Source organism: Kitasatospora sp. NPDC001547 (assembly GCF_042894165.1).
GTDB lineage: Bacteria > Actinomycetota > Actinomycetes > Streptomycetales > Streptomycetaceae > Kitasatospora.
Genome location: NZ_JBIAVL010000036.1, coordinates 1 through 13774 on the forward strand (window position 1 = coordinate 1; position 13774 = coordinate 13774).

General features: G+C 73.7%; 12 protein-coding genes. 6 read left to right on the top strand and 6 right to left on the bottom strand.

The genetic code is table 11. The annotated features are described in order from the left end of the window. Positions 1 to 1110: 1110 nt before the first annotated feature. Positions 1111 to 1980, bottom strand: a complete 870-nt coding sequence (locus tag ACFY0X_RS35040) for an alpha/beta fold hydrolase (protein WP_387760565.1) — start codon at positions 1978 to 1980, stop codon at positions 1111 to 1113. Between the two features lie 153 nt (positions 1981 to 2133). Between ACFY0X_RS35040 and ACFY0X_RS35045 the strand changes: the two genes are divergently transcribed. Continuing rightward, the gene (locus tag ACFY0X_RS35045) at positions 2134 to 2568 is read left to right on the top strand and encodes a MarR family transcriptional regulator (RefSeq protein ID WP_387760611.1); all 435 of its coding nucleotides are present in this window, start codon (positions 2134 to 2136) and stop codon (positions 2566 to 2568) included. Positions 2569 to 2578: 10 nt separating this feature from the next. Here the strand turns inward: ACFY0X_RS35045 and ACFY0X_RS35050 are convergent, their stop codons facing one another. Then, the gene (locus tag ACFY0X_RS35050; protein ID WP_387760566.1) at positions 2579 to 3505 is read right to left on the bottom strand and encodes an AEC family transporter; all 927 of its coding nucleotides are present in this window, start codon (positions 3503 to 3505) and stop codon (positions 2579 to 2581) included. Positions 3506 to 3746: 241 nt separating this feature from the next. Between ACFY0X_RS35050 and ACFY0X_RS35055 the strand changes: the two genes are divergently transcribed. Beyond that, positions 3747 to 4205: an HD domain-containing protein gene (locus ACFY0X_RS35055; RefSeq protein ID WP_387760567.1), complete on the top strand. Its 459-nt coding sequence runs from the start codon at positions 3747 to 3749 to the stop codon at positions 4203 to 4205. A gap of 255 nt (positions 4206 to 4460) precedes the next feature. On the opposite strand, the gene ACFY0X_RS35060 is transcribed toward ACFY0X_RS35055, so the two are convergent. Beyond that, entirely contained in the window at positions 4461 to 4835 is a 375-nt protein-coding gene (locus tag ACFY0X_RS35060; protein ID WP_387760568.1) for a transglycosylase SLT domain-containing protein, read from the bottom strand. 951 nt (positions 4836 to 5786) lie between these two features. Next, positions 5787 to 7340, bottom strand: a complete 1554-nt coding sequence (locus tag ACFY0X_RS35065; RefSeq protein ID WP_387760569.1) for a carboxyl transferase domain-containing protein — start codon at positions 7338 to 7340, stop codon at positions 5787 to 5789. A 419-nt stretch (positions 7341 to 7759) separates the two neighbouring features. On the opposite strand from ACFY0X_RS35065, the gene ACFY0X_RS35070 reads away from it, so the two are divergent. Continuing rightward, complete coding sequence (locus tag ACFY0X_RS35070) at positions 7760 to 8284, top strand: universal stress protein (RefSeq protein WP_387760570.1); 525 nt, start codon at positions 7760 to 7762, stop codon at positions 8282 to 8284. A gap of 29 nt (positions 8285 to 8313) precedes the next feature. Here the strand turns inward: ACFY0X_RS35070 and ACFY0X_RS35075 are convergent, their stop codons facing one another. Together ACFY0X_RS35075 and ACFY0X_RS35080 are read right to left on the bottom strand one after the other, a co-directional pair. Continuing rightward, positions 8314 to 9051 carry an alpha/beta hydrolase family protein gene (locus ACFY0X_RS35075; RefSeq protein WP_387760571.1) on the bottom strand — a complete coding sequence of 246 codons (738 nt, stop codon included), beginning with the start codon at positions 9049 to 9051 and terminating at the stop codon, positions 8314 to 8316. Positions 9052 to 9348: 297 nt separating this feature from the next. Continuing rightward, positions 9349 to 10155, bottom strand: coding sequence for an IclR family transcriptional regulator (locus ACFY0X_RS35080; protein WP_387760572.1), 807 nt, complete (start codon positions 10153 to 10155; stop codon positions 9349 to 9351). A gap of 328 nt (positions 10156 to 10483) precedes the next feature. Between ACFY0X_RS35080 and ACFY0X_RS35085 the strand changes: the two genes are divergently transcribed. Genes ACFY0X_RS35085 through ACFY0X_RS35095 form a run of 3 tightly spaced genes read left to right on the top strand, consistent with a single transcriptional unit; the run spans position 10484 to position 13755 of the window. Next, a complete protein-coding gene (locus tag ACFY0X_RS35085; RefSeq protein ID WP_387760573.1) occupies positions 10484 to 11794 on the top strand; it encodes an extracellular solute-binding protein in 1311 nt (436 codons plus the stop codon). Between the two features lie 27 nt (positions 11795 to 11821). Then, a complete protein-coding gene (locus tag ACFY0X_RS35090; protein ID WP_387760574.1) occupies positions 11822 to 12799 on the top strand; it encodes a carbohydrate ABC transporter permease in 978 nt (325 codons plus the stop codon). Beyond that, positions 12796 to 13755, top strand: a complete 960-nt coding sequence (locus ACFY0X_RS35095; RefSeq protein ID WP_387760575.1) for a carbohydrate ABC transporter permease — start codon at positions 12796 to 12798, stop codon at positions 13753 to 13755. The genes ACFY0X_RS35090 and ACFY0X_RS35095 overlap by 4 nt, the downstream gene beginning before the upstream one ends. Positions 13756 to 13774: the final 19 nt, after the last annotated feature.

Sequence of the window (13774 nt, forward strand, 5' to 3'; positions counted from 1 at the left end):
GGTGGGTACTTCATCGGTGCGGCCATGGCAGAGGCTCCCTTCTCATGGCCCATCAGGCCATCTCCGGCAACCTTCCGCACGTCGGGGGAACCTCAGGGGACGGGTGTGACGCCGGTCTGTCGTCGGGTGGCGCGCGGTGAGCATCCGGGGGATCAGTCCGGCGATCTCGGCCAGCTCCGGCTTCCCCATCCCCTGGCTGGTCACGTGCCCGTGCCGAGCCGGATCCCGGAGGGTTCGGCGACCGGGACCGGGTCGTACGGCAGCGCGCACTTGCCGAGCAGCAGCCCGGCCACCGCGCAGAGGTGTGCCGTCGTTGGGAAGTCGGCCAGCCGGGCTTCTCATGCGGAGGGTGCTGCGGGTGTGGCGGGGCCGGTCTGTCGTCGCGTGGCGCGCGGTGAGGACCCGGGGGATCAGTCCGGCGATCTCGGCTAGCTCCGGCTTCCCCATCCCCTGGCTGGTCACGTGCCCGTGCCGAGCCGGATCCCGGAGGCTTCGGCGACCGGCGCCGGGTCGTACGGCAGCGCGCCCTTGCCGAGCAGCAGCCCCGCCGCCGCGCGGCGGTGTGCCGTGGTGTGACAAGTCGGGAGGGTGCTGCAGGTGAGGCGAGGGGCTCTGGCGTTGTGCGGTGTGGTCGTGTGGGTGGGTGTGCGCGTGAGAAGTCGAGCGGGTCGACTTCTCACGCGAGGTACGGAGTGTTGGTTGCTGTGGGGATGGCTGGTGGTGGTCCGGCCGCCGGGTGGCCTGCCCGTGTGATGGCGGGTGGTGGTGGGTCGAGGTGTGGGAAGTCGGCCTGGCGGGCTTCTCATGCGGGGGTGCTGCGGGTGTGGCGGGGTCGTGTGCGTGGGGCGTGCCCTGTGGGAAGGGGGGTGGGTCGACTTCTCGCGCGAGGTGCGGAGTGTTGGTTGTTGGGGGCCTGGTGGGGTGGTCTGGCCACCGGGTGGCGTGCCCGTGTGATGGCGGGGGTAGTGGGTTGTGCCGTGGGAAGTCGGCCTGGCCGACTTCTCGTGCGGGGGCGAGGGTGGTTTGTCGTGGTGCGGTGCGGTGCGGTGCGGTCGTGTCGGTGGGGCGTGGGGGAAGTCGGCCTGGCCGACTTCCCGAGCGGGGGTGGGGTCAGGTGTGGGGGGTGGGGCTGAGGAAGGTGGTGAGGCGGGGGTTGAGGTCGGGGGCGGCGGCCATGGGGAGGTTGTGGTGGGAGGCGCCGGGGAGGATGGCGACTTCTGCTGTGGGGAGGGTGCGGCGGGCGGTTCGGGCGATGTGGTGGGGGTCGTGGGTGCGGCTGTGCTCGGCGAGGAGGGTGAGGACGGGGGTGGTGAGGGTGCGGAGGCATTCGGGGGTGGGGCGGGGGCCGGTGATGACGCGGGAGGCGGGGAAGTCGGCGTAGCCCAGGGCGTAGAGCTCGCGCCAGGCGGGGTCGAGGCCGGAGGTGCCGCCGGTCTCCCAGTCGAGGAAGGCACGGGCGCGGGCCGGCGTGCGGTGGGGGAGGAAGAGCGGGACGGCGCGCAGCAGGTAGCCGGGGCGGAAGCCGGCGAAGCACTGGGTGGGGTCGAGCAGGGCGAGCCGGCCGACCCGGTCGGGCGCGTGCAGGGCGTACTCCAGGGCGATCCAGCCGCCGTACGAGTGGCCGCAGAAGTCGGCCCGGGAGACGCCGAGTCCGTCGAGGACGGCGTCCAGCCAGCCGAGCAGCCCGGGGACGCCGTCGAGGGCGGCGCCGTCGTGGACGCTGCGGCCCGGGTCGCCGATGAGGTCGATGGCGAGGACGCGATGTCCGGCCTCGGCCCAGGCGCCGGCGTTGGCGAACCACATGGTGGAGGTGGCGCCGCCGCCGTGGAGCAGGACGAGCGGGCGGCCGTCGGCGGGACCGCAGGCGTTGATCCGGGTGGTGCCGTGGGCGGTGCGGACGGTGAGCGCCTCGACCGGGACGGGCCAGCGGGCGAGCAGGGCGTCGTAGGCGGCGAGGAAGGGGGCGGTGCGGGCGGACATCCGGGCCTCCGCGGGTGTGGTGTGATGGCGGCCGAGTCGGCCGGGCCACTCGTTGGACAAGTATCACGTTGAACAAGTATCTCGCTGAGCGAGAGAATAATGGCACATGCCTACCCGAGGAAGGACGACAGGGTGTCCGAGGTTGTGGAGCCGATGCGGCTGGTCCACCTGCTACGCGGTCTGACGGTCGAACTCGATCTGTTCGGCGCCGAGTTCGCGGCCGCCAATGGTCTGCACCCGACCGATCTGCGGGCGCTGATCCACCTGCTGGACGCGGCCCGTGCGGGGGAGGTGGTCACGCCGGGCCGTCTCGGTGAGGCGCTGGGGCTGAACTCGGCGGGCACCACCGGTCTGGTGGACCGGCTGGAGCGGCTCGGGCTGATCCGGCGCGAGCGGGACCCGGAGGACCGGCGCCGGGTGCGGCTGCTGGTGGAGGAGCGGGCGATGGAACTGGGGGAGGGCTTCTTCGGCGGGCTGATCGGCGATCTGGTCGCGGCCATGCGGCAGTTCGAGCCGGGGGAGCTGGACACCGCCCGGCGCTTCCTGGCGGCCATGACCGGGGTGGTGGCGGCCGCCAGAGAGAAGTGACCGGCCGGAACTACGCGGGCCCGAGGGTCCAGCTGATCACCGAGAGCGTCGCCATCGACGTCAGCGTCGACCAGAGCACCGCGTCCCGCGCGAGGGCGGTGCCCTGCTGGTACTCGCGGGCGTAGGTGTACACGTTCTGCGCGGCGGGCAACGCGGAGAACAGCACCACCGTGAGCAGTTGGTGGGCGGGCAGGTGGAGCACGGGGCCGGCCACCACGAGTGCGACCAGGGGCTGCGCCAGGGTCTTGAGTGCGACCGTCAGCCCGACCTCGGGGCGGCGCGGTCGCCCGTCCGCCGGCGGGCGGTTGTGCAGCGAGATGCCGAGGGCGATCAGGGCGGCCGGGACGCCGGCGCCGCCGAGCAGTTCGCAGGAACGATTCAGCTCGGCGGGCAGGTGCATCCCCGTCGCCGAGGCGACCGCGCCCAGCGCGGTGGCCAGCAGGATCGGGTTGCGGACGGGCAGGGTGAGCAGCGCCCGGCGGCCGGCCGCGCCGCCGTCCAGGACGGCCAGGACGGCGGGGGTGACCAGCAGGATCTGGAACAGCACCACGGGTGCCACGAAGGAGGCGTCGCCGAGGACCTGCACGGCCACCGGGATGCCGAGGTTCGCCGAGTTGACGTAGCCGGAGGCCATCGCGCCGATGGCCAGTTCGCCGGGCTTGCGGTGGAACAGCAGCCGCCCGGCGAGCAGCCCGAGGCCGGTCGCGACCACGGTGCCGGCCGCGAAGGCGAGCATCGAGGCGTTGGCGAAGCGGTCCAGCGGGGTGCGGGCGATCATCAGGAACAGCGCGGCCGGCATCGCCACGTGGAAGACGAACCGGTTGAGCACCGTCTCGGCCTGCGGTCCGAGCAGCCCGGTGCGGCCGACGACGTAGCCGACGCCGGTGAGCACCCAGATCGGCGCGAAGGCGGACAGCAGGGGGTGCAGGGCTGGCATGGTGGCCTCGGATCGCTCGGACGGATCTGCCGGTTCGACGGGGGTCTCCCGTCGGGGGCGTCGACTCCCGAGCGTGGTGACCCCCCGAAGCCCATGAACCCCCGGGGCAGTAAACCAGTGGCCGTCGACGGGGTGATCAACGGGCCGGGCGCGGGCCCGCCACCCGGCAGGATCGTCCAGGCCGGTCGTCCGTACGGGGGGAGGGCCGCCCGTGCCGACCGCCCGGGCCTACGATGAGCCGATGGACGACCAGTACCTGAGCCTGTCCGAGGTGGAGACGATCGCGCGCCGGGCCCACCGGGGGCAGGTGGACAAGAACGGCCACCCGTACGGCGAGCACATCGCGGCGGTCGCCCGGGGAACGGCGGCGCGCGGCGGCAGTGCGGCGCAGATCGCGGCGGGCTGGCTGCACGACACCGTCGAGGACGACCGGCTGAGCCGGGAGTGGCTGGCCGGGGCCGCGCTGCCGGCGGAGACCAAGGCGATCGTGGAGGCACTCACCCGGCGCCCGGACGAACCGGTCGAGGAGTACGCCGCGCGCATCCTGGCCACCCCGGGCGCGCTGCTGGTCAAGCGCGCGGACCTGGCGCACAACTCCGATCCGGCCCGCCTGGCCGCCCTGGACCCGGCGACCGCCGAGCGGCTGGTCGCCAAGTACGCGCGGATGCGCGAGCTGCTCGGGCTCACCGGCGAGCTGTAGTCCGCGACGGGGAGTCCGCGACCGGGAGACCGCGACCGGGAGACCGCGACCGGGAGTCCGCAACGGGGAGTGCGCGACCGGGAGTCCACGGGCAGCCGTCGACGACCAGGAGACCACGAGCCGGGCCGCCGGAGAACCGCGAGAGGGCCCGGACCACGCGGGTCGCGCGGGTCCGGGCCCTCTCGGGCACCCCGGTGGTCCCTGTCCGACCCCCGGGGTGTGGGGGGAGTGGTCAGGTGAGCCGACGGGGCCGGCTTAGTACCAGTGGTTGGCCTGCCAGAAGGCCCAGGCGGCGTTCGGGCTGCCGTAGCGGGTGTTCATGTAGTCCAGCGCCCACTTGATCTGGGTGGCGGCGTTGGTCTTCCAGTCCGCACCCGCCGAGGCCATCTTGGAGCCCGGCAGCGCCTGGGCCAGGCCGTACGCGCCCGAGCTCGGGTTGGTCGCGGTCACGTTCCAGCTGGACTCGTGGGCGATGATCTGGCTGAAGGACGACAGCTGGTTGGCCGGGACGATCTGGGCGGCGACGGCCTGCGGGGAGGCGGTGGCGGCGTTCGCGGTGGCGGGCAGGACACCCGCGCCCAGGGCGGTCAGACCGGCGGTGCCGGCGAGAATCGCGGCGGAAGTGCGCATACGGAGCTTGAAAGCGGGCATGAAGAACAAGACCTCAATCAGGTTGGGCCGGGTCACACCCCGCCCTGGACCACGGCCGGACAGGGGCCGGAACGGTCGCGGGGCGTGACTCGGCAGCAAGCCGTTCACCGGCGGGACAGGAGCCGGTGCGGCTGACGACGGAAGCCATTGTTGGCAGACCGGATCGGCCGTCGCCAAGACCCCCTCGTTACGACCCGCGGTCGTACGCGGCGGGGCGCCGTGGATTCGAAGGGCCGGTTGCGCGGAGCGCGCCGACCGGCGCTGAGCTGCGCGAACGCGAGGAGTGCGGGAACGGGTCGGGTGTTCGGCGGGTGTCTACTACGGTCCGTCGTTGGGCTTGATCACGTGTGAGCGCACTCACCGCCCGGGGGTAGGCGGCCGTCACTCGGCGACCCGGGGGCGGCACTTTGGGTGCAGGGGATCAAGCCCGCGCTGAGACCGGCGCCACACTTCGCGCTCTGACCGTCGCGGCCGGCCTCGCGGCCGCCGCCGTCCTCGCCCTCACCGGCGCCACCGCCGCGTCGGCCGTCGACTGACCGGGCCCCACCCCCGGCGCGAACACCCAGGCCGTGGACTGGGCGGGTCCCGTCGCCGGCGCGAACACCCAGGCCGTGGACTGGGCGGGTCCCGTCGCCGGCGCGAACGTCACGGCCAACGGGTGGCCGTAACCCGGCCCGGGCAGCGGCGGGGAACCCGGGCCGTCGGCTGACCGCACGCTGGGGCAGCCGTCGCCGGATGGCACCGACCGGGCCCGCCGCCGAGTGGCCGTGAAGACGAGAAGAGGCGCCCGTCCGGACACGTCCGGACGGGCGCCTCGCCGTTCTGCCCGGGAGGAACCGGGCTCCTTCTCAGATCCGGCAGCGGGCGGACCGTGCTTGCGGCCCGGCGGTCGAAGGCGGGCAGGCGCCGATCCGATGGTCGGGGAAGCGGCTAGCGCAGGTCGCCCAGCCGCCGGTGCCGGACGGCCCGGGCCGTGAGCCGGTCCGCTTCGGTGGCCGCCGCCAGGGTGTCGAGCGCCGCGCCGACGGCCTGCCCGAGCCGGGTGCAGAAGGCCTCCGGCTCCTCTGCGGCGTCCGGCAGCTCCGGGACCACCTCGTCGACCAGCCCGACCTCCGCCAGGTGGTGCGCCCCGATCCCCTGGGAGCGGGCCAGCTCGGCGGCGTGGGCGCCGTCCCGGTGGACGATCGCCGAGGCGCCCTCCGGCGCCAGCCAGGCGTGCTCGGCGGCGATCACCCGGTCCGCCGGTAGCAGCGCGAGCGCCCCGCCGCCCGAACCCTGGCCGAGCAGCACGGCCAGGACGGGCGTGCGCAGGGCGAGCAGGGTGGTCAGGCAGTGCGCGATCTCCACCGCGATGCCGTCCAGCTCGGCCTGGGCGGACAGCTCGGCGCCGGCCGTGTCCACCACGGTGACCAGCGGCAGCCCGAGCTGTTCGGCCCACCGCGCGGTGCGCCGTACGGCCCGCAGGTCGGCGGCGGTGAAGGGGCGCTCGTGGTCGGGGGTCCGCCGCTGCTGCCCGACGACCAGGACGGGCCGGCCGCCGAGCAGGGCCAGCGCCCGGACCAGTGCGCCGGCGCGTCCGCCGGGGGCGTCCAGCAGCACCAGTTCCTCGGCGGTGTGCCGCAGCAGCTCGCGGGTGCCGGGGCGGTCGGGGCGCCGGGTGCGGCGGACGGAGTCCCAGGCGTCGGGGCGCTCGGGGCCGGCCGGAGCGGTCGCGGGAGCGGGGGAAGTGGAAGGGGCCGGAGGACCGGAAGGGGATGGAGGAGCGGAAGGGTCTGGAGCAGCGGAACGGGACGGCGGTGCGGCGGTGAGGACGGCGAGCGTGCGGCGGAGCAGCTCGCGCAGCTCCTGCGGCGGGACGACGGCGTCCACCAGCCCCTGCCCGGCGAGCGTTTCGGCCCGCTGGACGTCCGGCGGCAGCTCCACGCCGCGCAGCTCCTCGTACACGCGCGGGCCGAGGAAGCCGAGCCGGGCGCCCGGCTCGGCGAGGACCAGCTGGCCGAGCGTGCCCCAGGAGGCGAAGACCCCGCCCATGGTGGGGTTGCGCAGGTAGGTGAGGTAGGGGAGGCCGGCGGCGCGGTGCGCCTGGACGGCGGCGGTGATCCGCAGCATGCAGAGGAAGGCCGCCGAGCCCTCCTGCATCCGTGTCCCGCCGGAGACCGGCAGGGCGAGCAGCGGCAGCCGCTCGGCGGTGGCGCGCTCGACGGCGCGGGTGATCCGCTCGGCGGTGGCGACGCCGATCGAGCCGCCGAGGAAGCCGAACTCGGAGGCGACCAGGGCGACCGGGCGGCCGTCGATCAGGCCCGCGCCGGTGAGGACGGCCTCGTCCAGGCCGGTGCGCTCGCGGGCGCGGTCGAGCGAGGCGCGGTAGTCGGGGTCGGTCCGGTCGACGGCCGGCGGCTCGTCCCAACCGCGGAAGCCGCCCGGGTCGACCAGCAGGCCGATCAACTGGTGGGCCGTCAGTGCCGTGCCCGAGCCCGTACCCATGCCCACCCCGTCAGAGATCGTTCCGGTCCGCGTCCGCCGTGATCCGCCGCGCGACGCGGCGCTCTGTCCGGCACTCTATGCGGCACGGTTCGGGCGGGACAGCTCCGGCATGAGTTCGATGACGGTCGATCCCTGTGCCGGACATGCGGTCCGTGGGCTTCCTGTGGACGCCGGGCGCGCGTCGCCCGCGTCGCCCGCGTCGCCCGTACGGCGTCAGGGACGCGTACGGAAGCACGGGCCCCGCGTCAGAGCGGCGTCAACGGGGCGGGACCGCAGGGGCGCGGACCGCTTTGCTGAGGTGCATCGGCGGAACGCGGTCCGGTGCGCCGGCACGAGCGCCTTCGGGCGTACGGGCCTTCGGGTACACGGGCACACGGGCACACAGGCGCGTGGGCGGGCGGAGAGGCAGGGGCGGGGCCATGACGGACAGTGGCGCGGGGCAGGGCCGGATCGTGGTCGGCGTCAGCGGCTCGCTGGGCAGCCTCACCGCACTGCACCGCGCGGTGGCCGAAGCCCGCCGGACGGACGTCGAGGTGCTCGCGGTGCTCTGCTGGACCCCGCCCGGAGACGAGCTCGGCTACCGCCGCACCCCCTGCCCGCCGGTGGTCGACGCCGGTCGCAACGCCGCCGTGGCCCGGCTGCGGCGGGCCCTCGACGAGGCCTTCGCCGGACGCCACGCGGGCGTCCGGCTGCGCTGTCAGGCCGTCCGCGGCGACACCGGCCACACCCTGGTGCGGTGCGCCGACCGGCCCGGGGACCTGCTCGTGCTCGGCGCCGGACGGGAACGCGGCCGCCTGGCCCGACTGGTGCACCCGTCCGTCACCGCCTACTGCGTCCGGCACGCCACCTGCCCGGTCCTGGCCGTCCCGCGCCCCCCGCTGCAGCGCGACCTGGAGGCGCTGGAGCACGGCCACGGGCTGTGGGAGCCGGCGGGCGGTCGCTAGGACCGCAGTCGCCACAACCGCAACGGTGCTCAGGACGGCAGCCCGGCCGCCTCGGCGAGGACGGCGGCGGTCCGTCGGCCGGCGGCCAGGGTGGCGGGGTCCGTGGCCGGGAGGCAGCGGCGGGCCTCGGGGCGGTAGACGGTCATCACCACACCGGCGTGGTCGGTGGGGAGTTCGAGGGTGCGTACCGCCGACATCTGCCTTGTCAGAACAGCGCTCAACTGCCGGGTGTGCTCGACGGCCACGACGTCGTCCGCCGTGCCGTGGACCAGCCGGAGCGGGACGGGGGAGGGGGCCTGCGCCAGGTGGTCGAGCGGGGCCCCGCCGGTGGTGACGGCCCTGGTCGAGTAGGGGGACGCGATGCCGACGGCGGCGGTGGGGCGCAGCTCGGCGGGGGTGTCCGGGTGGGTGGCCACGGCGATCGCCTCGCGGCCGCCCATCGACCAGCCGGCCAGGACGAAGCGGTCCGGGTCCCCGCCGTGCTCGGCGGCGATCCCGCGGGCGCGGGCCAGCGAGGCGAGCAGTTCGGCCCCGCCGCCGTCCGGCTGCTCGGCGCTCCAGTCCGGGACGAGCACCAGCAGTCCCAGCCCGGCGCCCTCCTGGGCCAGCGGCCGCAGCACGTCGCGCTCGTTCGGGCCGCTGCCGTGCCAGAGCAGCACGACGGGGGCCGGCCCGGCGCCGGCGGCGGCCGGACGGTGGACGTCCATCAGCCGCCCGGCCGCGTACGGGACGACGGCCGGACCGGCCTCCGGCCGAGCGCTCGTCATGCGGGCTTCCCCTCCGGTTCGGCGAATGATCACGGAGCTGGTACTGTACTTCTCGTCGCGAGGGAGTGATTCCTCGTCAGGCGTCAGTGGTGCTACCAGAGCACGTCCTACTTTCAGTAGGAAGAGTCCGTGCGACCCGGGCCTGGCGCTCCGAGATCGGACAGGGTCCGGTGCCGTGGAAACGGCGCCGGGCCCTGTCCGCGTTTCCGGGAGCGGGACGACGGCCCCGGAACCCGGGAGACCGCCGGGCGCTCAGGGCACCGGGCGGTCGGGAGGCCCGGAGGAAACACCGGGCGCTCAGGACACCGGGCGGTCGGAGCCCAGTTCCCGGGAGATCCGCAGGCCGACCTGGGCGACCACCGGGCCGAGGGCGCGGACGCGGGCGGCGGTCATCCGCGAGGTGAGGCCGGAGACGGACAGCGCGGCGGTGACCTCGCCGGTGTGGTCGAAGATCGGGGCGGCGACGCAGCGGACCTCGGGCTCGTTCTCGCGGTCGTCGATCGAGTACCCGCGGGCGCGGATGCGGGCGAGGTCGGCGCGGAGCCGGGGCTCGTCGGCGATGGTCCAGGCGGTCACCGGGCGCAGGCCGGCCGCGACCACCTCGGCGACGGCCTCCTCGGGCAGCCAGGCGAGGATCGCCTTTCCGGTCGCGGTGCAGTAGGCCGGGGCGCGGCTGCCGACCCGGGAGGCCATCCGGACGTTGGTCTCGTCCTCGACCTTGTCCAGGTAGACGATCCCCGGCGCCTGCCAGACGGTCAGGTGGACGGTCTCGCCCGCCTCGCGCTGGAGCCGGCGCAGGTGCTCGGCGGCGACGCTGCGCAGGTCGAGGGTGGTCAGGTAGGCCTGGCCGAGCCGCAGCGAGCCGTGGCCGAGCCGGAACCAGCCGGTCTCGCGGTCCCGGTCGAGCAGGTGCTCGTCCAGCAGGGGGCCGGCCAGCCGCAGCACCGTGCTCTTGTTGAGGCCGAGCCCGTCGGCGAGTTGGGCGAGCGGGACGCCGCGCCCGTCGCCGTGGTCGCGGACGTAGCCGAGGACGGCGAGCGCGCGGCGCAGCGAGGAGGACTGGTTGCGTTCGGTCGCGGGCTTCTTGGGCGCCGTCTCCGTCATGGGTCCGTTCCCCTGGTGATCGTTCTGCCGGTGTTCCCCCGCTGGTCGGCGGCGGTTGTCAGAACGTACCCGTTCGCGGCCGGACAGCCGCATCTTCGATACAACGTTGTGCAGTGCAAAACTTTGGCCAACTCCCTCTTGTTGGCGCCGATCGCGCCCGCCTAACGTCCCTGCCATCGAGCAGGCGACGTCGCCCCACCCGAGCGCTGCGCCCTGCCGTACCCCCACCACTTCACCCACCATCGGCCCCGGTCAGGGCCTGCTTCGACGTGCCCGTCCCCAGCGGCGGACGTCTCGGCGGCAGCTGTCGGGAGGGGAGGTCTCCACCATGCGACTCATCGGACGGTCCGCCGCGGCCGTCGTGCTCGCCGCCGGCTGCCTGGCCGCCACCGCCTGTGCCCCCGGCACCGCCTCGCCGGCGGGCGACAAGGCCGCCGACGACCGGACCGGCACCCTGCAGGTCTGGCTGTACAACGAGGCGGGCAACGCGGCCAAGGAGGCCGTGATCGCCAAGGCGGTGACCGAGTTCCAGTCCTCCCACCAGGGCGTCACCGTCAACGTCAGCTACATCGACACCGACGCATCGGCCCGCGCGGCGAAGATGAAGGGCGCGTTCAACGACCCGAACAGCGCCCCCGACCTGGTCGAGTTCGGCAACACCGACCTGCCCGGCTACGTCGCCGCCGGCGGCCTCGCCGACATCACCGCCGAGCTGGACAAGTGGCAGGACAAGGGCGACCTCGACCCGGCGATCGCCAGGACCGCCGTCGTCGACGGCAAGACCTACGGCCTGCCCTGGTGGGTCGGCGTGCGCGCGCTGTACTACCGCACCGACCTGTTCACCGAGGCCGGCCTCACCCCGCCGACCTCGTACGCCGAACTGGTCGCCGCCAACCAGAGGATCCACGCCGCCCACCCGGACACCTTCGGCATCGCCGTCGGCGGCAAGTACACCTTCGCCGCACTGCCCTTCGTCTGGGACGCGGGCGGCGACATCGCCACCAAGGACGGCTCCTCGTTCAAGGCCGCGATCGACTCGCCCGCCTCGCAGGCCGGGATCAAGCGCTACACCGACCTGTTCGGTGCCGACGGCTGCCCCGCCCAGCAGTGCGCGGACCTGACCGGCGGCAAGACCGTCGACCTGTTCGCGGCCGGCAAGTCGGCGATGGCGGTGCTGCTGAACTCCAACCGCGGCAAGGTGGAGGCGGGCGCGGTCAAGGGCAGGTACGGCGTGGTGCCGCTGCCCGGCGAGAAGCCCGGCTCGATCGCCCCGGCCTTCGCCGGCGGCAACAACCTGGGCGTGATGAAGGCGGCCAAGCACCGCACGCTGGCCGTCGAGTTCGCCGAGCTGCTGGCGGGCCCCACGTACCAGGAGCAGATGTACGACGCGATGGGGAACCTGCCGACGCTCAAGTCCGTCAGCGGCAAGGTCGCGGCGAAGGACGCGTTCCTGAAGCCCTTCACCGACACCATCGCGGCCGGCACCAGGTTCGTCCCGCTCGACCAGGCGTGGGCGCAGATCGACGCCCAGGCGGTGATCCCGACGATGCTCCAGCAGGTCGTCACCGGCAAGGCGGACGTGGCCAAGGCCTCGGCCGACGCCGCCGCGCAGGTCTCCTCGGCCTTCGCCGCGCGCTGACGCCCGACAGAGAGACAGGTCCCGCACGTGTCCGTATCCACCCCGACCGCCCCGGCGCCGCCTTCCCCGCAGAGGCGCCGAGGGGGCAGGGCGCCGGCCGCACCCCCGGGCGGTCGGCGCCGGCGGCCCCCGCTGCTGCTGCTCCTGCCGGCCGCGGTCGTCCTGATCCCGCTGGTCGCCTACCCGATCTACCAGCTCGGCCTGCTGTCCGTCCTGGACTTCGGGCAGGCCCAGGCCTCCGGCGGAGTCCCGACCTCCTTCGTCGGCTTCGGCAACTACACGAGGATCCTCGACGACGAGCAGTTCTGGACGGTGCTGTTCCAGACCATCGGCTTCGCCGCGTTCTGCGTGGTCGCCACCCTGGCCGTCGGCGCCGCCCTCGCGGTGCTGCTCACCAAGGTCGGCCGGTGGCCGCGGCTGGTGCTGACCACCGCGGCGATGGCCGCCTGGGCGGCGCCGGCGATGACCGGTTCGACGGTGTGGAGCTTCCTGTTCGATACCAACCTCGGCCTGGTCAACCACACCCTGGAGGGGCTCGGGCTCTCCGGCTTCCACGAGTTCAACTGGTTCTACGACAAGTGGACGGCGTTCCTGATCGTCGGCGCCGTGGTGGTGTGGCACTCCTACCCGTTCGTGATGGTCACCCTCTACGCGGGCATCCGGGCCATCCCGGAGGAGATCATGGAGGCCGCCGCCCTGGACGGTGCCAACACCTGGACCACCTTCCGCCGGATCACCGCGCCGATGCTGCGGCCGATCCTGACCATCGTGGTGATCCAGTCGGTGATCTGGGACTTCAAGGTCTTCACCCAGATCTACGTGATGACCGAGGGCGGCGGCATCGCCGGCCAGAACCTGGTGCTCAACGTGTACGCGTACCAGAAGGCGTTCGCCTCCTCGCAGTACGGGCTGGGCGCGGCGATCGGCGTGATCATGCTGCTGATCCTGGTGGTCCCGACGGTCCTGTACATCCGCACCCTGCGACGGACGGGGAACGAACTATGAGCCCGGTGAACTCCCTCGCCGTGGAACCGACTCGGGATTCCGACGGCCCCCGGGCCGGTGGCGGCCGAACCGGTCGCGGCCGGCCCGGCGGCCGAGGCGACCGCGGCCGGAACACCCGGGGCCGGTGGCGGCTGGCCGCCAACACCGGTGCGGTCCTGCTGGGCGTGGTCACCGCCTTCCCGATCTTCTGGATGGTGCTCTCGGCCTTCAAGCCCAAGGGCGAGATCCAGTCGCTCGACCCCAGGCCGTGGACCGCCCACCCCACGCTGGAGAGCTTCCGCCAGGTGCTCAGCGTGGACGGCTTCAGCCGCTACTTCGTGAACAGCCTGGTGGTCGCGCTGTCGGTGGTGGTGCTGTCGGCGGTCGTGGTCTTCCTGGCGGCGGTGGCCGTGACCAGGTTCCGGTTCCGGTTCCGCACCACCATCATGGTGATGTTCCTGATCGCCCAGATGATCCCGGTCGAGGCGCTGACCATCCCGCTGTTCTTCATGTTCCGCGACGCCGGCCGGTTCGCGCCGGGCATCGGGCTGAACACCCTGGCCTCGCTGGTCCTGGTGCAGCTGGCGTTCTCGCTGCCGTTCGGGATCTGGATGATGCGCGGCTTCGTCGCGGCCGTCCCGGTGTCGATCGAGGAGGCCGCGCAGATCGACGGGGCCGGCCGGACCCGCATCCTGTGGCGGATCCTGCTGCCGCTGGTGGCCCCGGGCCTGGCCGCGACCAGCGTGTTCTCCTTCATCGCGGCGTGGAACGACTTCGTCTTCGCCAAGACCTTCATCATCAGCGCCACCCAGAACCAGACGCTGCCCTCGGCGCTGCTGGTCTTCTTCAAGCCGGACGAGAACGACTGGGGCGGCATCATGGCGGCGTCCACGCTGATGACCGTGCCGGTGCTGATCTTCTTCATCGCGGTGCAGCGCAAGCTGGTCTCCGGGTTGGCGGGCGCGGTGAAGGACTGACCTCCGCCGCCCGCCGGGC